The following is a 22,579-nucleotide window of genomic DNA, read 5'->3' on the forward strand; positions in this document are numbered from 1 at the left end:
TTTACATTTTTTCACCCTTCCCTAACTTATGTAAAGTTACTTTTCGCTAAACCTAGTATAGTGAAAATGACTCAAGAGCGAATCAGAAATTTCTTTTTCCAGCAAATCAGCAATTAACAGAGCCGTAATTGGAGCCAAAAGAATACCATTCCGATAATGCCCCGTTGCCAAAGTTAAATTTTCATAAGCACTAGTTCCCAAAATCGGTAATTCATCAGGAGTAGCTGGACGAAATCCCCACCAAAATTCTAAAATCGGCAAGTTTTTTAAAGGTGGATAAAGTCGAGTTGCTCCGCTGATTAACTTTTGGACACCTGCGGGAGTATTATCAGGAGTAAACCTAACATTTTCACTAGTAGCACCAATAACTATTCTGCCATCTTTGCGCGGCACAATGTAAGTTTCATCGCCGAATAAAACCTGATTCAATGGTTGAGTAGAAGACAAAACCCGCACCGATAACATTTGTCCCTTCGTTGGGTAAACTGGAATCGGCAATAACTCCTGCGCCCAAGCACCAGTAGCTAAAACATAGCGTTCAGCTTGCCACTCACCTTGAGAAGTTTTCACATATTTAATCTGCTGATTTTCCCGGACAAACTCTGTAACAGCAACCCCTTCCAAAACCGCAATTCCTAACTGTTGCGCTGCCATCCATAAACAATGAGCCAAAGCCCGATTATCCACTTGCCCATCATCAGGATACCACCAACCACCCGCAACTTCGGAACTGATATCAGGTTGATGTTGCCGAATTTCTGCCTGATTTAACCAACATTGAGAAGTGAGGAATTCTTCTTTAATTTCATAAACGGGAGCCAAAATTCCACAAGGCCAATAACCAGTTTCTAAACCTGTAATTTCTTCTAATTTCCGAATCCAATCAGCATAAATTGCCCGACTTTGCAGACACAAATCTAACATGGGGCTAGGAGGAATTTTTTCCGCTTGTGGTGCTAACATTCCCGCCGCCGCGTGAGTTGCTGCTGACTGAAAATCTTTAGATAAAACAGTTACTTTCGCGTTTCGCAATTTCAATTCAATTGCCAAAGAAAGACCAATAATTCCACCACCAATAACTAGAACGTCACTTACTTTATTCATACTCACCGAATTAAATGTAACAATGCAGAGGAGATGGGGAGCAGAGGGGCAGAGGGGCAGAGGGGCAGAGGGGCAGAGGAGCAGAGGGGAGAATAATTCAAAACTCAAAACTCAAAACTCACCCAGTCCCCAGTCCCCAGTCCCCAGTCCCCAAAATTATCCCTGCGGAGTCCAAACAGTTTGATCTCCTTGTCCCCACATCCCGTCAAATTTGGTGACTTGCACATCTCCTAAAACTTTAGTTTGGCAAGCCAAGCGTAAGTTTTTACTCGAAGAATGGGGAGGAAGTCCCAGACGGGTTTTTTCTCGCCAGCTGATTTCCGATACTTCCCCTTCTACCTTAACGGCACAAGTACCACAGGTACCAATACCACGGCAGTTAATCATGGCAGCTTGACCATTGTACAGAGGAATGCCATTTTCGAGTAAAACTTTCCGTAAATTTGCGCCGGGAGCGCATTCAAATGTCTTTCCTTGGGCAGTTACTTTTGGCATAGAGATTACCCTGAATACTTTATGAATATTTTTGCACTTCTTTACACGAGAGGGGACGATCGAGCTTACCCTTTTCCATAAATACAGATGTAGGCTAATTGTTAGGTAAGAATTTACCCCTGAGAGAAACTTGTTGCTCTGATTCTGAGAAAAGGGCAAAGGTGAAGGGGTAAAAGTGCTGGAAATTCTTTTTCCCTTTACCTTTTTCAATTCATCAACCCAATATTTCTCATTTCATTTTTTAACCCATGAGCCCTAATACTTCAAATCAAATTTGGATTTACGATACAACGCTGCGCGATGGCGCTCAACGCGAAGGACTTTGTTTATCTTTGGAAGATAAACTGCGAATCGCTCGCCAGTTGGATGAGTTAGGCGTTCCGTTTATCGAGGGAGGATGGCCCGGTGCTAATCCCAAGGATGTACAATTTTTCTGGAAACTTCAGGAACAACCGCTGCGACAGGCGGAGGTGGCGGCTTTTTGTTCGACGCGCCGACCGGGAATTAAGGCGGCTGAGGATTCGCTGCTGCAAGCGATTTTGGCGGCTGGTACTCGCTGGGTGACAATTTTCGGTAAATCCTGGGATTTGCACGTTATAGAGAGCCTGAAGACCAGTTTAGAAGAAAATTTGGCGATGATTCGAGATACGATCGAATATCTCCGCAGCCAAGGAAGACGAGTAATTTATGATGCCGAACATTGGTTTGATGGCTATAAACATAATCCCGAATACGCTTTACAAACTTTGAAAACGGCTATTGATGCTGGTGCGGAATGGCTGGTTTTCTGTGACACTAATGGCGGGACGTTGCCATCGGAAATTACTACCATTGTTGAGGAAGTGGTAGAAGCTTTACCGGAACTGAAGGGCGATTTTCCTCAAATGGGCATTCACACTCACAATGATTCTGATACCGCAGTGGCTAATGCTTTGGCTGGGGTGTTGGCTGGGGTGAAAATGGTGCAGGGGACGATGAATGGTTATGGGGAACGCTGCGGCAATGCGAATCTTTGTTCTTTGATCCCCAATTTACAGTTAAAGTTAGGTTTTGATTGCATTCCGGCAGAAAATCTGGGACAACTGACTCAAGTGAGCCGTTTTGTCAGTGAAGTTGCGAATTTAGCACCTGACGAACACTCGCCTTTTGTCGGTTTGTCAGCGTTTGCACACAAAGGCGGGATTCATGTGAGTGCAGTGGAACGAAATCCTGCCACTTATGAGCATATTCAACCGGAAACGGTGGGAAATCGGCGACGGATTGTGATTTCTGACCAAGCAGGGTTAAGTAATGTGTTGGCGAAGGCTCGGACTTTTGGGATTGATTTGGATAAGCAAAATCCGGCTTGTCGGCAAATTTTGGAACGGTTGAAGGTGCTGGAAAATCAAGGTTATCAGTTTGAGGCGGCTGAGGCTAGTTTTGAGTTGCTGATGCGGGAGGCTTTGGGACAACGCCAGAAGTTTTACGAACTGAAAGGTTTTCAGGTTCATTGTGATATTGTTGCCTGCGATTCTGATTCGATTTGTGTTCCTTATGCTTTGGCGACGATTAAGGTGTCGGTGAATAATCAGGATATTTTGGAGGCTGCGGAAGGTAATGGGCCTGTGGCGGCGTTGGATGCGGCTTTACGCAAGGCTTTGGTCAATTTTTATCCGGTTATCGCTGATTTTGAGTTAACTGATTACAAGGTGAGAATTTTAGACGGAAATACGGGAACTGCGGCGAAAACTCGCGTTTTGGTTGAGTCTAGTAATGGTTTGCAACGCTGGACGACGGTGGGTGTTTCGACGAATATTTTGGAGGCTTCTTATCAGGCGGTGGTGGAAGGTTTGGAGTATGGTTTAACGCTGCATTCTTCGGCGAAGGTGGCGTTGGCTTCTTCTTAAGTTGCGGTTTTGGGTTGAATGAGATGAATTTTGGCGTTAAGTTCGATCGTTCAACCCAAAATACATAAGTAATTTTAATGATTCCAAATGAGGAATTAGGTAGAAACACTAAATATAGAGTTATTTTCCCGGAGTAATCCAGTAAGGTACTCTACAAATAGATGTTTGACCGAAGTTGTGAACTTCACAGATAAATTTTCAGTAAAATAGACTAGTAGCACTTAACTGTGCTAAGCTAATGTTTTAGAAAGGTCGCTTCCCGATTGCACAAGACTAAACGCACAGGTACAGCAAAAAAAGGTAAGCGATTCTGGTTCAGAATCTTTCCCAAAATAAATCAATTTTAATGGAGTGTATGACTCAGCAAGTTATTCACCCAATGGTGAAGTTGCAACGTCAAGTAGAATCTCTCATAGCTTCTAACTTGATCAAGCCTACTGATAGTATTTGGAAAATAGCCCTACTTTATGGTGATGAATGGGCTTTTTGGAAAAAAGAGTTGCTCGATTTTGGCTTTACAACGCAAGATCCAATTCAGGATTTGCTGGAAGTGGAAGCCTGGGACGACGATTAATATCGTTTCTCTGAAAGTTGGCTACAGTTGATTGACGCTCCTGATGCGTCGATCGATCCGAGCAGCATTTCTGAGAATTGATATAAGTAAAACTTTTGGCAACAATCAGATTTAGTTTTTTAGTTTCACAGCCAAAATTTACTTAGGCACAAGCTGCTAGAGCGATCGCTAGTTCCTGGGCAGATTGATATCTTTCTCTGAGATGCGGTTGGGTGGCTTTTTCAATCACCTGCCGCAATCGGGGAGTAATCGTCGGCACATTTTCCAGATCGAAGCAGTAAATCCGACCCTGCTGTTGATAGTACTTGCGGGGACTTTCGCCAGTGAGTAGAAAAATTAAGGTTGCACCCACAGCGTAAATGTCAGATTGAGTTACGGGTTGTCCGCGGTCTTGTTCGGGGGCGCTGTAACCTTCTGCACCAATGCGCGTACCCAAGGGTGTGCCAATTTCTTTAACTGCGCCGAAATCGAGGACTACTATTTGGTTATTTCGCGATCGCACCATCAAATTAGCTGGTTTAATATCGCGATGAATCAAAGGTGGGTCTTGTTCGTGGATGTAATCCAAAACTTTACAGGTTTGGATCATCCATTCGATCGCTTGTTGCGGTAAAACTGGCCCAGCCTTGTAAACTCGCTTTTCCAAATCTTGACCATGAATTAATTCCATAGCCAAATACTTTTTCCCAGCTTCTACAAAAAACTCGTAAAATTGGGGAATTCCCGAATGATTCAAGTTTTTCAGAGTCCGGGCTTCCCGTTCAAACAATTCTTGGGCTTTGGCGATTTCTGCCATATCCGCATTCATTTCCTTAAGCACCAATAACCCACCACCCGCGGCTTTTTTGCCAGGGAGTTGGGGAGCCCAAGCCAAATAAGTGGTACCCATTCCCCCCTGTCCCAAAGTCTGTAACAAATGATATTGGCGAATTTGACGCTCGACACGCAATGGTTGACCGCAGTGGATACAGAATACATTGTTCGGGGAATTTCCCGCGTGAGAACAAGTATTTTTTGGGGGTGTAACTACTAAAGGTTGGGCGGTGGTAGTGTGCATTTGGAACTTGAGTTTTGGCCCTCCTTGAGCTAACTGAATCAGCGAACCATTTCTCAGCCAAGCTTGGGAAACTAAAATTCCATCTAAAAAAGTGCCATTCGTGCCCAAATTAATTAATCGCCAAGCAGTAGAGGTTAAACTGTTGCCAATTCTAGATGCAGAAATTTCCACCAACCGCAATTCTAGATGGTGACGGGAAACTCGGCTGTCAGTCAACACGATATGATTCTCTGGAGAGCGACCAATGCGAATGATAGACTCTTTCTCAAATCGCCACTCTTCTAAGGGAGCCGAATTTTTTGGATGTAAAAGGGTCAGTGTAACCGCACCAGGAGATGTCATTACTCATTTAAGCTAGGTGAATAACAATCTATTGATTAACCTGCGATCCGCCTAGCGGCAGTCTAGCGCCAGAAGGCAGAGAGAGGGAAGAAGGCTTTTATAATTAAGCCTTTTACCTATTTTCCACTGCTCGATCGTTTCTGCCGACCTACGCTAGGGGGATCGCTAAGCTGTTACGCATTTAAAAGTCATATTGTAGGGTGCGTCAGATTTAGATATTTTCCTTTCTACATAGGCTTTACCGTCTGACGCACCCTACTCGTTAATAAGTGATTTAAATGCGTAACAGCTTATTAACTATTGCCTACTCTAGCTTGATCTAAATCCGGTCGTACTTTTGCCCGAATTAAGATGGCTGTAATGTTGTCATGACCATTATATTGGTTAGCCAATTCGATTAAATTATTGACGCTTTCTTCTAAATTGCTCCGCGAACTTAAGTAAGGTTGAAGATGTGTTTGCCAATGGGTTTCGATCAAGTCGTTATCTGAAAGACCATCGGAGCATAACAACATGAGAGTATCTTCATTTAACTCAAAGAATTCGATATCGGGATCAACGAAATGTTCGTTGCGTGGCCCTAATGCTTGGGTAAGTTGATAAGCGTCGGGACGAGAATAGGCAATTTCTGGTTGCACTCCTCGTTTAATTTCCCGTTGTCCGACTTCGTGATCTACAGTAATTTGTTCGATCCCTTGTCTGCGGCTGAGACGATATAAGCGGGAGTCTCCCACATGGGCAACAGCGACTTCGGTTTCTTGAATTAAAACCATGACTAAGGTTGTACCCATGCGTCCGCTACCGGAACGGGCATCTTGCTGATTGATATCGTAGATGGCTTGATTGGCTTCTAGGACACCTTGACGAATACAGTCTTCGTCTGGTAAGTCGTCTTTCCAGTGTTCGTGAAAGTATTCGATTAGGGTTTTCACAGCTAGGGCGCTAGCAATTTCGCCTCCGGCGTGTCCTCCCATGCCGTCGCAGAGGATGTATAAGCCGCGGGCTTCCATGTTGCGCCCGATCGGGTTTTCGATTTTAGTGAGTTTGGTTTGGACTCCGAAGTAGTCTTCATTATGTCGTCTTTGGCGACCCACGTCGGTACGACCTGCATCTTCTAAACTTAGCAGTTGCATGGGTAATACTACTGTGGGCATATCATCGCTACCCTCTGGATTGATTAGAGAGTAAGGATTTATGAGTTCTTTTGTTGAGGGGGTGGTGATGGGGGGAGGGGAAGTGATTTGATTGCTGTCAAAATCGTTGGTTTCCAGGACTGGTGGGGCTGATTCGCTGAGTTCATCGGCGATTTCTTGTAAGCGCGATCGCAAATCCTGAATTGTCGAAATTGATTCGAGTTTCAGGTCATTAATTAAGGCGGCGATCGGACCGAACAAAGTGCGATCGGTCTGATGAAATAATTCTTGCCAAATTTGCCCTAAATCTGGCATTGTCAATTCCGTATCTACTGGGTCTTTATTTAATCGTAGAATTCCTAGAGATTGGTCTTCATCGATCCGTAAATTGCTTAAATCTAATAAACTTTGCTGACAATGCCATGCTTCGGCGGCGACCCAGAGAGAAGACATTTCATGCAGTATTTGTAACAAGTGAATTTGGGGAATTTGATGGTCTTTCCACAAATCTACTAAAGTGGGCCATTGCGATCGATCTTCAATTAAGATAATTTCCCGATCGTCCTCTACCCAAGCATCGTGAAGAGTGGGTACGATCGGTTCAAATTCTGTTTTCAGAGCTAGATAAGCTTTGGCAATTTCCGGTACAGTTTGCCATAAATCAATAATCTGCTTACTATCCGGTTCTTTCCCTAATTCTGGTTCTTGACTTTGCTGATGAATCAGAACTTCGATCGGTGAAGCTTGCAAAGGTTGACAATCTAACACTCGCACCTTAACTTCTTCTGTAATTTCTGACGGTAGTGGTTCTAAGAGTTGGTAGCGTTGTTGTTGGTCTAAATATAGCTCTGGAGAGAATTCAGATATTGCTTCTGCTGAGTTCTTGTCTGGTATTTGGTCTGCCAGTTCTTCTTCCCAGCTTACTTGAATTTCCGTATTAACTGATTCAGTCTTGCTAAGTATATCAGGCAATTCTAGGTCAGATTTCTCTGATAAGGAAGGATTAGCTGTTTCGCTAACTTCCCGACTCGGAGAAACTGAAACTTGAGCCACGGTGCGAGGTGAAATAATCGCTTGCCAAACTGTTCCCGTAAATGTGCCACATTTGGGACATTCTTTGGCGCTGTAAGTAACTTGTGCGCCACATTCGGGACAAGCTTTGTGGGTGAGAGAGGCACCACACTGCTGGCAAAATTTATTAGTGACTGGATTTTCAAATTGACATTGTGGACAGATCAGCATTTGAGGATTTCCTCAATATTCGAGGATGGATAGAAAAAAGCTAACAGAGTTAGTCAGGCTAAAGTTTGGCGCAGATCGCTAGAATCAACAACTAAAGTTAGAGATCTTTGATTTACTTTTAGCTCTATGTTCAGGGTAACTGTTCCATATTCTCCTTTCCCATTTTTGCATTTTGAATTGTAATTGATGGAGATCGGGACGGAATTTCGCTAAAAGTTTAAATTAAACAGAAAATTTAGATTTTGGCTGGCGTTGATTTCCTTGGTGCAGACGCAACAGGGGTTTTAGTTCTTCTGCTGTTAAGTTGCGCCACTCTCCTGGGGCTAAATCTTGCCAACGGAGATGGGCAATTGCTACTCTGACTAATCTTAAAGTAGGATACCCAACTGCTGCGGTCATTCTTCGCACTTGTCGATTTCTTCCTTCTGTAAGTGTCATTTCTAGCCAAGCTGTGGGGACATTTTGGCGAAATCGAATTGGGGGATTGCGGGGTGGTAATGTGGGTTCGCTGGGCAACAGTTGTACTAATGCTGGTCTAGTTTGGTAGTCTTGGACTTTTACGCCTTGGCGCAGTTGGTCTAGGACGATTTCTCCGGGGATTCGTTCTACTTGTACCCAGTAGGTGCGTGGGTGTTTGTAGCGGCGATCGCTCAACAAATGTTGCAGTTTCCCATCATTTGTCAGTAATAGTAGCCCTTCACTATCTCGATCCAAGCGACCTACTGGGTAGATTTCAGGAATGGGAATATAGTCTTTCAGAGTTTGCCGAGTTGTTTCCCGACTTTGGTTTTCGTCTGTGAACTGGCACAAAACGTTATATGGTTTATAGAAAAGTATATATTTATGTACCACTTTGTCCAGTAGCTAGTCGCTGCTGAGTTTAGGTTAGCAAGTTAATTTAATTACAACAAGTAGACCCAATCAGCAGTTTACGCACTGCTGGAAGGGAGTAGGGGCAATTGACACCGCCCATCGCATCACACTGAAATCCGAGTAAACGGTTTTTTTGGGAGTTGTGATACGAGCAATGCCTGATGTGGGTTCTCCTTTTAAAGAATCCTCGTTTTTTTACGATGCAGTGTCAATGTGAATTAATTATCAATTTTAAACTGAAATTTCTGCGGAAAAATTCCGATTAAATGGCTGTTTCCAATTCAGCAAATATGGTTTTTTCCAAGGGACAAACACAAGCTTCGTCTTTTAACCAGTTCCGTCCGACGCGATATAAGGCAATCATTACGGGTTGAATTTCTCTACCTTTGTCTGTCAGCGAGTATTCTACACGCGGGGGAATTTCGGGATAGACTTGGCGTTCTACTAAACCATGAGCTTCTAATTCGCGCAGTCGAATGGTTAGTGTTTTACTACTAATTCCTGGTAAGGCATCTAAAAACTGGTGGGTGCGCCGCGACCCTAAAAAAAGTTCTCGCAGAATTAAGATAGACCACTTATTGCCAATTAAGTCCAGGGTAAACTGAATCGGGCATTTGTTTTCCAAACAATCTTTAGTATCTAACATGATCTGCACTGTAAATTATCTCTATCGGTTTTTCTTGACTCGGTTCTATTTTAAAAAATTTTATACTTTTACTTCCCTTTTTTAGCAAAACTTTACTATTTCATTTTTGATTTCACTTTGTAACCCGTCAGTCAAGAAAGTTTTAATTAGGGGACAATTCCGCTTATTCACAGTGACAAATAGGATTTTAGTAGTCGGCTAGCGGCGAGTTTAATTATTTATAAAATCTTCTACGATCGCCTCAAATCGTTATAAAATCAAAGCATTTTGCCTAATTGATAGGGATAAAATCCACAGATTACTAATAGGAATTTTAGTAATTGAAAAATATATTTTGCGTTGCAGTTAAATATATTTTAACTGATTTATATCTAAAACTTAGTGAAAAACGCAGAATAATTTATTTAACTTCGGTTGCGAACCATTGCCATTCAGTAACTACTGAGGATGGAACTTTTAGAGTAATATTGTTGTTATTTTCTAGGGGAATAGTGAGCTTTAAAAAGCTGTTTTGGGAGAGTTGAGTAATAACATCAGTAACATTATACTGACCGACATTAGGTGCGGGAGATTCTCTAGCAAACAAATCTGTAGCTGTGAGTAATTTACCAGTGTTAGTATTAATTTGTAGTGATTGGGGATGAGCGAGATCTACTATACCGGGAAATCCTACTAACCGGAGAATAAATTGGGTAGATTGAGTGGGGGGAAATTCTTTAAAAAGTACTAATTGCCAAGCATAACCTGCGGGATCTCGAAGTGAATTCCGGGATTGATATTGCATGACTCCGGGTGCAGCTTGATATTGTCGAAGCACTGCGTTTGCTGGTGGACAAACCCAAGTAACTGGAGTGCCCAAAAATACCAGTATCAACCCCAATAATAATATTAATCTCGGAAATAACTGTGTCATAGATTCAGGTAACAGAATTAAGCGATCGCTTGTTTTAAAAGCTGACAAAATTCAGCAATTGCTGTTAATCCTGCGCTAGGTGTACCATCGTTCAAACGCTTGACAAAAGCACTTCCGACAATAGCGGCATCTGCGCCCCAATCTTTGACTTGTTTCGCGTGTTCCGGTGCGGAAATACCAAAACCGATCCCGATCGGTTTATCAGTAATTTGGCGCATTTGTTGCAGTAAATTTTCTACTCGTGATTCTAGTCCCGATCGCATTCCGGTAACACCTGTTACACTGACCAAATAAATAAAACCTTGGGACTTTTGGGCAATTGCTTTAATTCTTTCGGGAGAACTTGTTGGTGCGACTAATAAAATCACCTCGATGCCAAATTTCTTCGCAGGTTGCAGTAAACTTTCCGCTTCTTCCAAAGGTAAGTCAGGAACAACTAAACCTTTTACTCCCACCTGGGAAAGTTGCTGTAAAAAATTTTCGATTCCCCGATGAATAATCGGATTGTAATAAGCGAATAGGACGATCGGTGCGGTCAATTCAGGGATAACATCGGCTAACATTTTCAGTACGTCATCCAACTTTGTCCCCTTTTGTAAAGCTCTAGTTGCTGCGGCTTGAATTACGGGTCCATCGGCTAAAGGATCGGAATAAGGTACCCCCAATTCAATAATATCAGCACCATTGCGATCGAGAACCTTTAATGCCTCAGCCGTCGCGTGTAAATCCGGATCGCCAGCGGTAATAAAAGGAATTAAAGCACATTGGGATTGAGAGCGTAAGAACTGGAAGCGATCGGAAATAGAAGTCATTTTGGCAAAAATTAATAAATCAAAAATTCAACTAATAGCGGTTAGTTGCCGGATGTTAATCTTAACATCCTGCTTGCGCCCAACTACCAAAGACTAACCAAACTATTTTTTTTCCGCTTCAATTTCTGCCTGAAGCTTTTCCAATTCTTCAGGAGTCATTTCCGCAAGGCGCTTTTCCAAAACAGCATCCTCATAATCTTTCAGCTGCTGATTGTAAGTCATCTGCTTCGTGCCTGCGCGAAACAGATAAGTTAGCAACCAACCAACTAACCCAAAAACCAGCAAAGCCTGACTCCAAATCCCCGCTTGCTGACTATCTAAACCTACCAATTGCAGGAGTAAGTAAGCTAATCCCCCAGCCAGGAAAATTCCCAAGCCTAGATAAATAATGTCAATCCGACGCATTTAGGGTTGACCAATAATAAACTTTATGCTTCAATTTGTCGCCGTTGCGGTCGGTAATTTATGAACGGCGCGAGTAACAACAAACCGGGAAAAAAGAAAAACACCAGAAAGTACATAAAACCGCGCTCAAAAGAGCCACAAGTGTACCAGCGTTTTTGCATATAGAAAAACAGCAGTAAAGGAACTACCAGTAAATAAGCTCCACCCAAAATCAGATACAAAAGTGCAATCAACATAATCTTTCTTGTCTACAGCAGCAACAACACTACTCAGCGCGGTAGGGAAGGTTACTCAATTATTTTACAGGACGATCGGCAAGAAAAGAAGACAGAAAGCAGAAGGCAAAAGGGTAACGGTTGACATCCTCCCCGACTTCAAGGTACGGGGATTCCAAAGATCGCTCCTTGGTTTTCCTCTTTTTGCGAGGTAACTTCTTCCCATCTCCCCACCTCCCCAAAAAAAATTTTTCCTAAATGTTTGTACAAATCGAAGTTTTGCGGTAGGATAAATATCCAGCCGAAAAGGTTGGAAATTCCAACTAAGTTCGGGGGTGTGGCGGAATGGTAGACGCTACGGACTTAGAAAACTGAGCCTTGGAGGAGAAATCCTGCAAGTGACGGCTCTCAAATTCAGGGAAACCTAAGTCTGGTGACAGATAGGGCAATCCTGAGCCAAGCCAAAAGGAAAAAGAGTAGTAACTCAAAACTTTTTGGAAGGTGCAGAGACTCGACGGGAGCTACCCTAACGTAAAGCCGAGGGTAAAGGGAGAGTCCAATTCTTAAAGCCTGAGTTATAGTTTCAGGCAGTAGCGAAAGCTGCAAGAGAATGAAAATCCGTTGACCGTAAAAGGTCGTGAGGGTTCAAGTCCCTCTGCCCCCATTTTAAAGTTAATAAGTTGCTGAGTACTAAGTAGTTTTTTTACTACAACAGTATTTTCTCCTGGCTAATGTTAAGCTATAATGTAGCATCTAGATTAAAGTTTAATTAGGAATCTTGTGCAGTTGAGTGAGATTAAGCTAGACTGCAATCAGATCCCATCAGGGTGTTATCAGCTTTCTTTTACACAACCTAATTGGGAAGCACTACCACCTTTAGATATAATACTCATGGATCATCAACCTCCGGTGCATCGGCGGGATACACCCATCAAGATAAACGGTAAAGGTTCACGTCTGCAACAATCACAAGATATTATTTATGGGTTTCTGCTTAAAATAGTTAGGCAGTGGCCTCCAGAGATGGTATTGCAAGAATTTAAAAATCTGTTTATTTATCAAAGTGAAGTAGCTAAACAGGAAGTTATTCAAGCTGTCTACAAAATAGTTTTTGAGAATGACGAAACTGAATTTAGAAATACACTAAAGCGTTCTTGCTACATTCTGATAAACAATTGGGATGCTACGAGAAGGCGGAAGTCGATTCAAGATTTGATTGAAGCTTTTAATGAGCCGAAAATCCATGAGGAAACTATTTCCCAAAATTTGAATCGGATTCGCTATTGGCTAATTAATTTTATTAAAAGTAAGGATTATCAAGAACTGAAGTTATTTGCTTCGCGTTTTGATACAGAAGGACATTGGGCACATCGTTATACTTGTTATCTTTTAGTGCCGCAATATATGGATTTGCGAAATCCAGAGGAACAACGGGCAGCTGCTAGGGCGCTTTCTAAGGAGTTAAAAGATAAGTTTAAATTTGATTTGGCTATGTATACTGCTTATACACAGTCTACTGCTAGTAATCACAGGAAGCTAACAAATCCTACGGGGTTGGGAGATGAAGTTTTACGTCTGATTAAAAGGATTTTAGTCAAGCGTGGCCCTTTTAGCTACACTAGTTTGGCGAATATTTTTATGAAACAGACGCAGAATATGAATTATAAGTTTTATAAAAAAAGCCTCAGTAATTATTTACTATTTTCGGTTAAAAATCCAAGAGTTGTGAATATTTTTAATCAAAATTTGTCAGCTAAATTAGACACAATTTATGCCGATCGTGATGAAGAAATATTAAATCAAGCATTAGTTTTAAGAAGCTGCAATCGGGTAATTGATTTTTTAACAACTGAAAATCGAGAAGATCCAGCAGAGTTATTTGTTTTATTGCTGTCGCAGGGAAATCCTTTAACTTTGGTAGTGGTGTTACTAAAAATTATTTTAGTGTCGCCGAATTCGCGATCGCACTTAGAAACTTGTGTAGCTATATTAATTGATTACTATCAGAAATATCCCGAAGCTGAATGCCAATGGGTGATTTACTTTCTAGAGTTATTTAATATCACCTTTGCCATTTATGCGGAAAATGTGGAATACAATTTAGTAAATATGCGGGAAACCAAGGTTAATAATCCTGGTAGCGATCGGAATTGGAACTGGGATACTTGGAGAATTTTCTCGCAACTTAAGCAAGAAAATAAAATACCGAGCTATCTTCTGGATGAGCAACAATTAGAGGAAGAATTAAACAAAGAAGAATTACCAACTGAAGGCTAATTATACATTAGGTTGTATGATTCTGAAACTTCTGAATTAAATTATTTATTCTCCAGAATAGGGAGATTAATACTGTTAATTTTGTCTATGTCTCAAGGGTGAGTTCTAGGGTTAAAGATTCTCTAGCTGAAGATTGATGATGGTTCTGAGGTAATTTAGCACCATCATAGTAAAGCGATGCACTTAGCTTGCATGAAACCAACTCAGATATCTCAGTAGTTTTGGATTCTGTAGTAAGTCTGTAAATACTTGATAAATAGGGAGAGAACTTTAAGATGAAAACTGACAAACTTTCCAAGTTTCTCGGCGCTAGCTTAGTAACTTTGAGTATAGCTTCAATACCTTTCACATCACCTGTTTCCGCTCAAGTCACTACCACCGATCCTGTCACCCCGACCAATCGAGTTGTGGATTATGAAAGAGACACTTTTGATTGGGGTTGGTTAGGTTTATTAGGTTTAATTGGTTTAGCTGGTTTAGCTGGTCGCAACAAACATGAAGAATCAGTACGCTACCGTGAACCTGATGAAGCAACTCGTCCTGGTACGAGATATTAATTTAAGACTCGTCAGCAAAAATATTAGTTGTAGGGTGCGTCAGAAGCTAAAACCCTGATTTGGTGAATTCAGATTTATGATCTGACGCACCCTAGTAATTGTACTAATTGTGCCAGTTGCGTAAGTCCTAATTAATCAAAACTTGTCAGCAAAAATATTACTATCAGAGGGCTTTAGGAAATTGTCCTAAAGCTCTTTGTTAGTATGAATCTCTCTCTAGTTAGAGAAATGCTTACTGGAAGTTTCAAAAAGAATGTAACCTCAGCTAGATGGAAAAATTACTCTTTAATTTTTATGTTAATAAGCGTTGGTAAAAAATAATGAGGGAGAGATTAGTGAGAAGTTTAACTAATTTCTTTAAAAAGGTGAAGTTGACCAAAATATTGACTGTTTTCTTAGCAGGAATTGCGCTATTTTTGATGACTGCTTGTAATCCTGGTGATGTCAGAGGCGCTCGTCCAAACAATCCACCCGTACAAGCTGGAGGAGCAAATAATCCTCACAAAAATGGCGGAGATGGCTACACAAATTTCAAGGCATCTACCGATCCAAGGGTGAATAGTCAAACCGTCGATAAAGAACGCAATAGAGCAGATCTTCAGCTAATTTCTCATCAATTAATCGCTGCGAATATTGAGAGTGATGCTTCTGATTTACTCTATCCAGGTTCTGATGCTACTAGCACTAGAACTCCCGATATTGGGCCTAGAGGAGAGAGAGAATTAGAGAAATCGGCTACTCAAATTCCTGCACCTCGTCAAGGTGTAATTAATCGCAACGATCCTGATGGGCGAATTTTAGAAAGAGTAGGGGAAACATTCAACGACGCTTCAGCTTTCATCAAAGATAAGTTTGAACAACCTAGCTCGCCAGAATTACAAGTTAATCCTAGTAAGGAAAGGTAATTTCTGGATGAGAAAATTTCTCTTGACTAACTGCAAACACTACACTTAAGGAGTGAAATATGAACAAAATAATTTCTTTACTCAATCCGACTCGTTTGTTGCGAATTTTAACCGTTTTTCTGGCTGGAGTTGTACTCATAGTTACTACTGCTTGTAGCGATAATCCAGCTAAAGCTTTGGACAAGAATGCTAGACCTGAAGTTCCGTCAAATGCTGTTTCTTCTCCTTACAGAGGTGGGATGAACAGCTATAGTGATGTCGATCCAAGGGCAAATACTTCCGCTGCAAATAGTAAGGCTAATGATATTGTCAGGAAGGCTGAAGGTAATATTCAAAAAGGTGCTGACAGCTTCGACCAATATGCGGAAAACTATCGCAAAGGTACGCCTTTAAATGAAAGAGTTGAGAATCTGACAGAAGACGTTGGTGAATCAGCTAAAAACACTGCTAAAGGTGTGACTAGAGGGACTCAGCGGGGTGTTGAAAATTTGAAAGAAAATACCCAAAATGCTGCTCAATCTGCACCTAATGTGTTGGATAATGCCAAACAAAATGCCAGAAACGCTACTCGTGATACAGCTAGAGCAACTGACAAAATGACAGATTCTTTGCAAGAATCTAGCAAAAATTTAGCTAATAGTGCGAAGAAGAATGCTGAAGAAACTGCGGGATATTTGAAGTCTAAGGCAGATCAAGCTTTAGATAGTAGTCAGAGAGCTTTCGATCGCAATTCTGTAAGAGTAGACTAATTAGCTATTGGTCATTAGTTACTTAGAAATGAGTACGTTGTTTTGTGCTTTAGCAATCTTATTCCTACTAGGATAATGTTGCTAAAGCGCAACAACGTACTGAAAATTATTAGAGGCTGGCTTGAATGTCAAAGCCAAGAATACGTCTTACTGGATCTTCTGGGTTGGGTTCTGGGAAAGTATTATCTTTGTAAGGGTTAATTCCGTAAGTGTTTACGGAGAGTTTATTGCCTTCCGTACTAATATCAAGGGTGACGTAATTGAAGGTATCTGGTGAGTAGAAATCCACTGGTTGACGCAGTGTATTTGCATTAGGATCGCCTTCGCGAAATACATTTTCTAAGCCGGGGAAGTTGGGATCTAATCCTAGTGGATCTACTCCTGTTGCTTGCTGTTGGGCGACAATTCCATCGGCTAAAGATTTAATATTTTCAAAGCTACGATCGCTAATTAAACCGGGCCCAAAAGCGGCTAAGGGGCCACCAACTACGGTGAATGTGTTAGGAACTTGAACGCGAGAACCTATGACTGGATCGAAATAGGTTAGTTCGTTAACGCGAAATTCGTGATCGTCGGCGCTGAGAAATACGACGTTTTTAATTTGATTATCGGCAATAAATTTGAGTATTTCGTTGCGTTCGGCACGATATCCACCAATCCAAGTTTTTCCGGTGTCTAAGGGGATGATTTTGTTGCCGCTGGTGCTGGCATTTTCATCTATTGGTGTGGAAATGGCGATAATTTTCCAGGTGGTGTTGTCATTTTTGGCTTGTAAAAGTGTGTCTTTTAGCCATTGAAGTTGGGTGTCGCCTAACATGGTTCGATCGGGATTGTTAGCTCGATCGCCTGTGTCATCTACAGTTCTTCCTTGATCGTTAATTCTTCTCATGCGAATGTCACGATAAGAGCGATCGTCTACATTAATAAAAACAGCATTTGCGCCCCATTTTTGAGAAAAATATAATTTATCAGTGCCATCGGTTCGCGGATCGTTGGGTGTGGATGCTATGACTTCTCTGATTGGTTGATAGTCTTTATAAGCTTGCAATACTACATCTTGAAATCCGGGAGTTTTATTAATAAAAGTCCCGGTATTATTCACATCGAAAATGGGATTTGTCGCATCTACACCTGCACCCGCAGGAACACCAGCAGGAGCACCTCCATTAGCAAATTGTCGATCGCCAAGTTCGTGATTATCTAATAGCGTGTAGTTAGCTTGGGAAGCATAAAGTGTTTGTAAACCTGGGAAACCACCGGGATTTACAGGTAACAAATTTTCTAAATATTTCCGACGATAATCAGCTAAACTTTGAGCCGGATCGGTAAAAGGATCTGCTGTGGCTGGAGAGTTACCTAAGCCAGTTTCTGGATTGCCACTTTTAGTTTCATAAATTACATCGCCTAAGTAAACAAAGAAATCTAAATTTAAGTTAGCGAATTCTTTGCTTAAATTATAAGGTCGCCATTCGCCTGCTGTATCAGCACTAAAAGCCATGCGAAGGGGTACTTTATCTGTGGGGTTGGGTGCGGTTTTAAAGGTTCCGGTTTGGCTGATTTGTCCTCCGGGTGCGAGGAAGCGATAGTAATAGCGAGTGTTGCTTTGTAAGAAGGTGTTGTCTGTTTTAATGGTGTAGTCGCGATCGGGATTTGTTTGGGTAACAATGTTACTTTTAATGTTAGTAAATAGCGGATCTATGGCAACTTGTACTACTAAATCGCTAACTTTACCTTGTTGAGTGAAGGCATCAGTGGTTCTTGTCCAAAGAATAGCACTATTTTCGGTAGGATCTCCAGAAGCTACGGCATTGAAAAGAAGATTATTGCTAAAGTTAGCATTGCGTAGTTCTGTTAAACCGTTAGCAACAAAATGCTGAAATGCTTGCTGGGAATTAAAACCAGCGTTTCTCAAGTCTTGATTATTAGCTAAGTAGTAAACACCATTAAAAAATGGCGAAGAAATGCGTCTTTCCTTTACTCCAAGTATTTGGAAATGTTCGAGTAATTGCCGATCGCTTAAATTAGATGCTGCTAAATCTCGGCTCGATCGGCGATAGTAATCCAAGTCTAAAGCTACAGAAAAAGTTCTACCTTCATTTAATCCGTAAGTGAGAAAGTGTTGTAATGCTTGATAGCGATCGCCCCCAAATGCTGCATTAACATCAGGATTGTTTTGTAAGTAAAATGTTGGCTCGAAAAATTCACTAAATAATCTTCCTTCTCGGAAACCGCTAATTATTAAATGCCAGAAAAGTTGCGATCGATTACTTTGAAGGGGTTGAACATCAAGAAGAATTGGATTGTTTGCCAAATAAAAATCTAAATTAACAACCGGGGAAAATTTGCGTCTTTCATTGACTCCTAAATTTTGTAAATGACTTAGTGCTTGTTCCCGGTTTTCCCCAAACGCATCCTTTAAATCATTATTACTGTTTAGATAGAAACCAAGATCTACAAAAGGTGAAAATAATCTTCCCTCTTGCACTCCTAAGTTTTCTAAATGTGTCAAAAGTTGTCGATTATCTAAACCAGCCAAATCTGGATTACTAGACTGATAAAATTTTAGATCTACAAAGGGGGAAAAAGCTCGACCTTCGTTTAAGCCGAAATTAATAAAATGCTCGACAGCCTGTTCGTCTGTTAGTGCTCTCAAGCCATCATTAGCAGCCCGGTAAAAGTTTGGATCAAATAGGTTAATACTCATAGACACCTTGACTTTTTTTACAATTTTTCGGACATTGAATCAGCCCCAAAATGCCCATTTAACAGGCGGATGTTTGGCAACTGTTCTATTTAGTATTTAAGCTATTTGCGATCGCTAAATACCAATACTTTATAAAACTTTAGTTAAGTAATTTTGGGTTTTATGTTGATATTTAACAGAATTTATCATAAAAATTTAATCAAGTTCACTACAAGTGGTATGATAATCGCCAATACTTAAGAGATTAATGTCGCCTTTGAGAGACTAGTTAATTGCTGAGGAAATTTAACCGACGAATTGAGTCTTGGCAGCTTTAAATAACAAACGGGAGTTTTTCCTAATACTTCAGTTTGTCTACTTAAAGCCCGAAATTTAAAAGCTAATCCGCAGCAAAATTTATCCGGTTACTACTAGCAAGCAGATGTTAATTAATCTCAGGTGGTTTTTGTCAATGAGGGAAAGACATTATGTTAACTAACAGCGACCTATTTAATGAAACCTTTTATACCAATACTAACCCGGATGTAGCAGCAGCTATTGCCAACGGTTTTTTCCGCAATGGTTTAGAACACTTTTTACAATTTGGTCAATTTGAAAAACGAAATCCCGGTGCTTTTTTCGATACGGCTTATTATCTGCAACAAAATTCTGATGTGGCTAATGTAGTAAATGCTAATATCACTACAGCATTTGCCCATTTTATTAATGCCGGACAAAACGAAGGAAGAAACCCTTTTTCTCTATTCAGTAACAGCTTTTATTTGACCAATAATGCTGATGTTAATGCAGCAGTTAGCAGAGATGAAATCACCGGGATTCAACACTATATTCAATATGGTGCAGAAGAAGGGCGAAATCCTAGCCGCTTTTTCGATAACAGCTTTTATTTGCAACGGAATTCAGATGTTGCTCAAGCAGTACAAACAGACATAATTACTGGAGTAGAACACTATATTCAGTATGGTCAATTTGAAGGCAGAATTCCCCGCCTTCTGTTTAGCCAAATGTTTGTTTTTGGCGATAGTCTTTCCGATGACGGTAATATATTTGCCTTAACTCAAGGCGCAGTTCCGCCAAGTCCACCTTATTTTAATGGGCGTTTTTCTAATGGACCAGTTTGGGTAGAATACTTAGCACCAACATTAGGATTAACTCAGAATCCAGCTAATAATTTTGCCCTTGGTGGTGCAACAACTGGTACGGAAAATTCGGGGAATATTACTGGCTTACCTCCTTTACCTGGATTACAACAACAAATTGATGGTTTTACTGCTGCTAATTTGACTGCCGATCCTAATGCACTTTATGTAGTATATGCGGGTGCTAATGATTATTTAGGATTAGGAATCACAGATGTAACAACTGTGGTAAATAATTTAACTACAGCAGTAACAAAACTTGCTGCTGTAGGTGCAAGAAACTTCATGATTCCCAATTTACCAAATTTAGGTTTACTTCCTGGCCCAGCTAGCCAAGGGCCACAATTTCAACAAGGTTTAACTTTAATATCTACGGCACATGACACAAATTTAACTGCGAGTTTGGCAGCTTTGGAACAAAATCCCAACATCAATGTTATTCCGGTTGATGTATTTAGTTTGTTTAATAATGCGATCGCCAATCCCGCTGCTTTCGGCTTCACAAATGTCACGAATAATGTAGTCCCAGGAGCAGGTGCTGACCCAACTGTAGCTGGTTTTACGATTCCAGATGGAGTGAATCCCAATCAATATTTATTCTGGGATTTAATACATCCGACAACCCTCGCTCACTCCTTGGTTTCTAACACAGCTTTAAAAGCAACTACTGCTATTGGAGAAGTAGTAGAAATTCTCTGAAAATTTTCTAGTTTGTTGTAGGGACTTCAGTCCTTAACTTTTGGAAGAAGAGGACTGAAGTCCTCACAACAAACTTTTTTTAGGTGAACAATTGTTCGGTTTCAGTTATCTGTGTCCAGGTGTTGTTAGTGTTTGTGTTTAGTCCGCGATCGCACAAAATATCCTGAACTCTCACCCGCATACTATTACCAAGAGAATGAAGTTCATTACTCAAATCTGCAATACGGAAACTTTCCTGAATAGGTACTAAAGAATCAACCTCACCTTGAATTCGGAAAATTAAATCTGAATCCACCCTAGCTATGCTCTTAGTTGCTGGCACATTTTCCGCAATAAAATCACCAGTGACTACATCAATTTTTTCTCCAGTCAAACTATCAACATTAGCACTAGCAACTCCGCTAGAATTAGTAGAAAGACTACTACTAGAAACCTGACTTGCTGACTGAACAACAGTGGAATTAGCAGTAGTAGTTAAAATGTTTTCCACCTGTACAGGTGTGAGATTGGGATTAGCACTTAAAACTAATGCTGCTACTCCCGCAATATGAGGCGATGCCATTGATGTACCACTCATATTTCTGTAGCTATTACCCAAAAAAGTAGAGTAAATACTCACCCCTGGAGCATCCACATAATCTAAAGGTAACGTTCCTGCCAAATCAGAAAAACTGGCCTTTTGATTATTTCTATTTACCGCACCTACAGCAATACCAAAATGCGAAGCATATCTAGCTGGATAACCCGGTTGAAGTTGGCGTTCATTACCTGCCGCAGAAACTACAACTGCTCCTTTTTCTGCTGCATATTTAATAGCTGAAGCTTCTGCTGCTGTGCCATAAGGCCCACCTAAACTAAGATTAATTACTTTTGCACCATTATCCGCAGCGTAACGAATTCCCGCAGCCACATCCATCACAGAACCATTGCCAGATCCATCGAGCACTCTAATCGGCATAATTTTGGCATTGGGTGCTACTCCTGTTGCGCCAAAACCATTTTTTTCAGCAGCAATTGTACCTGCAACATGAGTACCATGTCCGTCTAAATCCATTGGGTCGTTATCATCAGTAACGAAATCCCAACCTCTGATATCATCTATATAACCGTTGCCGTCATCATCCTTTTGGTTGCCAGCAATTTCTCTAGGATTAACCCAAATATTGCCATCTAAATCGCTGTGTTTATAATCAACTCCACTATCGACAACAGCAACAACAATTCCTTGACCAGTGTAACCTTTGCTCCAAGTTTCTGGCGCTTTAATTGCGTCCAAATCCCAACTATTTCCGCCTAAATTAGCTACTTCTGGAAATGGGTTTTGTCCGGTAGCCTCTGCAACAGCAGCAGCAGCATTTACTAAACCAAAACCAGAGGTACTATTGTAAGCAATTGGTGAACCTGCTCGACCTTGGGCAAAACCAATTGTAGTGAAATGATCCCAAAGTTGTTTGTTAGTTGAACTAGCCAAATCTGGGTTATTTTGGCGGTAATACTTGAGGTCTAAATAAGGTGAAAAACTTTTGCCTTCATTAATTCCTGTATTGACTAAATGCTCAAACAATTGACGATTTTTTAAACCAGCTAATTCCGAGTTGTTTTGCTGATAAAATTTCAAGTCAATAAAAGGTGAAAAAACTCTGCCTTGATCGATCCCTACTGTATTGAAGTGGTTTAATAGTTGAGCATCAGTCAAATTAACCAAATCAGGATTGCTTTGGCGGTAAAATTTAACATCGATAAAATCTGAAAAGTTTCCGGTAGGCATAATGTCAATAATTCACTTTATGCTGCACGCATAAAGACATTTCTGGGTTGAAGTAGAGCACTTCCCGATACCAACATATTTTGC

18 protein-coding genes and 1 pseudogene are annotated in these 22,579 nt (G+C 41.0%); 7 read left to right on the top strand and 12 right to left on the bottom strand.

Features of this window, described 5'->3' with window-relative positions; translation table 11 throughout:
* Nucleotides 1-39 precede the first annotated feature (39 nt).
* Nucleotides 40-1,104, bottom strand: a pseudogene (thiO, locus tag ACE1B6_RS05255) (glycine oxidase ThiO); the annotation flags it as partial.
* Nucleotides 1,105-1,260: 156 nt separating this feature from the next.
* Nucleotides 1,261-1,599, bottom strand: coding sequence for a 2Fe-2S iron-sulfur cluster-binding protein (locus tag ACE1B6_RS05260; RefSeq protein WP_413256193.1), 339 nt, complete (start codon nucleotides 1,597-1,599; stop codon nucleotides 1,261-1,263).
* 248 nt (nucleotides 1,600-1,847) lie between these two features.
* Here ACE1B6_RS05260 and cimA point away from each other — a divergent pair, with 248 nt between their 5' ends.
* On the top strand, nucleotides 1,848-3,485 hold the full coding sequence (gene cimA / locus ACE1B6_RS05265; RefSeq protein ID WP_413256194.1) for a citramalate synthase: 1,638 nt from the start codon (nucleotides 1,848-1,850) through the stop codon (nucleotides 3,483-3,485).
* 355 nt (nucleotides 3,486-3,840) lie between these two features.
* Nucleotides 3,841-4,059, top strand: a complete 219-nt coding sequence (locus tag ACE1B6_RS05270; RefSeq protein WP_413256195.1) for a DUF4327 family protein — start codon at nucleotides 3,841-3,843, stop codon at nucleotides 4,057-4,059.
* 142 nt (nucleotides 4,060-4,201) lie between these two features.
* Here ACE1B6_RS05270 and ACE1B6_RS05275 read toward each other — a convergent pair whose 3' ends face one another.
* The 8 genes from ACE1B6_RS05275 to ndhL form a co-directional block, all read right to left on the bottom strand.
* Nucleotides 4,202-5,458, bottom strand: coding sequence for a protein kinase domain-containing protein (locus ACE1B6_RS05275; RefSeq protein ID WP_413256196.1), 1,257 nt, complete (start codon nucleotides 5,456-5,458; stop codon nucleotides 4,202-4,204).
* A gap of 293 nt (nucleotides 5,459-5,751) precedes the next feature.
* Nucleotides 5,752-7,833, bottom strand: a complete 2,082-nt coding sequence (locus ACE1B6_RS05280) for a serine/threonine phosphatase (RefSeq protein ID WP_413256197.1) — start codon at nucleotides 7,831-7,833, stop codon at nucleotides 5,752-5,754.
* Nucleotides 7,834-8,055: 222 nt separating this feature from the next.
* On the bottom strand, nucleotides 8,056-8,685 hold the full coding sequence (locus tag ACE1B6_RS05285; RefSeq protein WP_413256198.1) for a pseudouridine synthase: 630 nt from the start codon (nucleotides 8,683-8,685) through the stop codon (nucleotides 8,056-8,058).
* A gap of 283 nt (nucleotides 8,686-8,968) precedes the next feature.
* Entirely contained in the window at nucleotides 8,969-9,352 is a 384-nt protein-coding gene (locus ACE1B6_RS05290; RefSeq protein WP_413256199.1) for a winged helix-turn-helix transcriptional regulator, read from the bottom strand.
* 400 nt (nucleotides 9,353-9,752) lie between these two features.
* A complete protein-coding gene (locus ACE1B6_RS05295) occupies nucleotides 9,753-10,313 on the bottom strand; it encodes a DUF3122 domain-containing protein (RefSeq protein ID WP_413256200.1) in 561 nt (186 codons plus the stop codon).
* Complete coding sequence (trpA, locus tag ACE1B6_RS05300) at nucleotides 10,283-11,077, bottom strand: tryptophan synthase subunit alpha (protein ID WP_413256201.1); 795 nt, start codon at nucleotides 11,075-11,077, stop codon at nucleotides 10,283-10,285. Before trpA ends, ACE1B6_RS05295 begins: the two co-directional genes overlap by 31 nt.
* A 102-nt stretch (nucleotides 11,078-11,179) precedes the next feature.
* Nucleotides 11,180-11,482, bottom strand: a complete 303-nt coding sequence (locus ACE1B6_RS05305; RefSeq protein ID WP_413256202.1) for a DUF3007 family protein — start codon at nucleotides 11,480-11,482, stop codon at nucleotides 11,180-11,182.
* A gap of 23 nt (nucleotides 11,483-11,505) precedes the next feature.
* On the bottom strand, nucleotides 11,506-11,718 hold the full coding sequence (gene ndhL / locus ACE1B6_RS05310) for an NAD(P)H-quinone oxidoreductase subunit L (protein ID WP_413256203.1): 213 nt from the start codon (nucleotides 11,716-11,718) through the stop codon (nucleotides 11,506-11,508).
* Between the two features lie 870 nt (nucleotides 11,719-12,588).
* Between ndhL and ACE1B6_RS05315 the strand changes: the two genes are divergently transcribed.
* The 4 genes from ACE1B6_RS05315 to ACE1B6_RS05330 all read left to right on the top strand — a co-directional run bounded on the left by ACE1B6_RS05315 (nucleotide 12,589) and on the right by ACE1B6_RS05330 (nucleotide 16,185).
* Nucleotides 12,589-13,974, top strand: a complete 1,386-nt coding sequence (locus ACE1B6_RS05315; RefSeq protein WP_413256204.1) for a hypothetical protein — start codon at nucleotides 12,589-12,591, stop codon at nucleotides 13,972-13,974.
* A gap of 275 nt (nucleotides 13,975-14,249) precedes the next feature.
* The gene (locus ACE1B6_RS05320) at nucleotides 14,250-14,531 is read left to right on the top strand and encodes a WGxxGxxG family protein (protein ID WP_413256205.1); all 282 of its coding nucleotides are present in this window, start codon (nucleotides 14,250-14,252) and stop codon (nucleotides 14,529-14,531) included.
* A 320-nt stretch (nucleotides 14,532-14,851) separates the two neighbouring features.
* Nucleotides 14,852-15,436 (top strand): DUF6658 family protein, encoded by a 585-nt coding sequence (locus ACE1B6_RS05325; RefSeq protein ID WP_413256206.1) that lies wholly within the window; start codon nucleotides 14,852-14,854, stop codon nucleotides 15,434-15,436.
* 59 nt (nucleotides 15,437-15,495) lie between these two features.
* Nucleotides 15,496-16,185, top strand: coding sequence for a DUF6658 family protein (locus ACE1B6_RS05330; protein WP_413256207.1), 690 nt, complete (start codon nucleotides 15,496-15,498; stop codon nucleotides 16,183-16,185).
* Between the two features lie 109 nt (nucleotides 16,186-16,294).
* Here the strand turns inward: ACE1B6_RS05330 and ACE1B6_RS05335 are convergent, their stop codons facing one another.
* Entirely contained in the window at nucleotides 16,295-18,889 is a 2,595-nt protein-coding gene (locus ACE1B6_RS05335) for an alkaline phosphatase D family protein (protein WP_413256208.1), read from the bottom strand.
* 467 nt (nucleotides 18,890-19,356) lie between these two features.
* Between ACE1B6_RS05335 and ACE1B6_RS05340 the strand changes: the two genes are divergently transcribed.
* Entirely contained in the window at nucleotides 19,357-20,727 is a 1,371-nt protein-coding gene (locus tag ACE1B6_RS05340; protein WP_413256209.1) for an SGNH/GDSL hydrolase family protein, read from the top strand.
* Between the two features lie 79 nt (nucleotides 20,728-20,806).
* Here ACE1B6_RS05340 and ACE1B6_RS05345 read toward each other — a convergent pair whose 3' ends face one another.
* The gene (locus ACE1B6_RS05345; protein ID WP_413256210.1) at nucleotides 20,807-22,495 is read right to left on the bottom strand and encodes a S8 family peptidase; all 1,689 of its coding nucleotides are present in this window, start codon (nucleotides 22,493-22,495) and stop codon (nucleotides 20,807-20,809) included.
* Nucleotides 22,496-22,579 lie beyond the last annotated feature (84 nt).

The sequence above is a fragment of the Floridaenema fluviatile BLCC-F154 genome, from assembly GCF_041929135.1.
In the GTDB taxonomy this organism is placed as follows: domain Bacteria; phylum Cyanobacteriota; class Cyanobacteriia; order Cyanobacteriales; family Aerosakkonemataceae; genus Floridanema; species Floridanema fluviatile.

Excerpts from the sequence above, each read along its gene's own strand:
- ACE1B6_RS05260 (WP_413256193.1), bottom strand. The coding sequence starts at position 1,599 with ATGCCAAAAGTAACTGCCCAAGGAAAGACATTTGAATGCGCTCCCGGC.
- cimA (WP_413256194.1), top strand. The coding sequence starts at position 1,848 with ATGAGCCCTAATACTTCAAATCAAATTTGGATTTACGATACAACGCTG.
- ACE1B6_RS05270 (WP_413256195.1), top strand. The coding sequence starts at position 3,841 with ATGACTCAGCAAGTTATTCACCCAATGGTGAAGTTGCAACGTCAAGTA.
- ACE1B6_RS05275 (WP_413256196.1), bottom strand. The coding sequence starts at position 5,458 with ATGACATCTCCTGGTGCGGTTACACTGACCCTTTTACATCCAAAAAAT.
- ACE1B6_RS05280 (WP_413256197.1), bottom strand. The coding sequence starts at position 7,833 with ATGCTGATCTGTCCACAATGTCAATTTGAAAATCCAGTCACTAATAAA.
- ACE1B6_RS05290 (WP_413256199.1), bottom strand. The coding sequence starts at position 9,352 with ATGTTAGATACTAAAGATTGTTTGGAAAACAAATGCCCGATTCAGTTT.
- trpA (WP_413256201.1), bottom strand. The coding sequence starts at position 11,077 with ATGACTTCTATTTCCGATCGCTTCCAGTTCTTACGCTCTCAATCCCAA.
- ACE1B6_RS05305 (WP_413256202.1), bottom strand. The coding sequence starts at position 11,482 with ATGCGTCGGATTGACATTATTTATCTAGGCTTGGGAATTTTCCTGGCT.
- ndhL (WP_413256203.1), bottom strand. The coding sequence starts at position 11,718 with ATGTTGATTGCACTTTTGTATCTGATTTTGGGTGGAGCTTATTTACTG.
- ACE1B6_RS05315 (WP_413256204.1), top strand. The coding sequence starts at position 12,589 with ATGGATCATCAACCTCCGGTGCATCGGCGGGATACACCCATCAAGATA.
- ACE1B6_RS05320 (WP_413256205.1), top strand. The coding sequence starts at position 14,250 with ATGAAAACTGACAAACTTTCCAAGTTTCTCGGCGCTAGCTTAGTAACT.
- ACE1B6_RS05325 (WP_413256206.1), top strand. The coding sequence starts at position 14,852 with ATGAGGGAGAGATTAGTGAGAAGTTTAACTAATTTCTTTAAAAAGGTG.
- ACE1B6_RS05330 (WP_413256207.1), top strand. The coding sequence starts at position 15,496 with ATGAACAAAATAATTTCTTTACTCAATCCGACTCGTTTGTTGCGAATT.
- ACE1B6_RS05335 (WP_413256208.1), bottom strand. The coding sequence starts at position 18,889 with ATGAGTATTAACCTATTTGATCCAAACTTTTACCGGGCTGCTAATGAT.
- ACE1B6_RS05340 (WP_413256209.1), top strand. The coding sequence starts at position 19,357 with ATGTTAACTAACAGCGACCTATTTAATGAAACCTTTTATACCAATACT.
- ACE1B6_RS05345 (WP_413256210.1), bottom strand. The coding sequence starts at position 22,495 with ATGCCTACCGGAAACTTTTCAGATTTTATCGATGTTAAATTTTACCGC.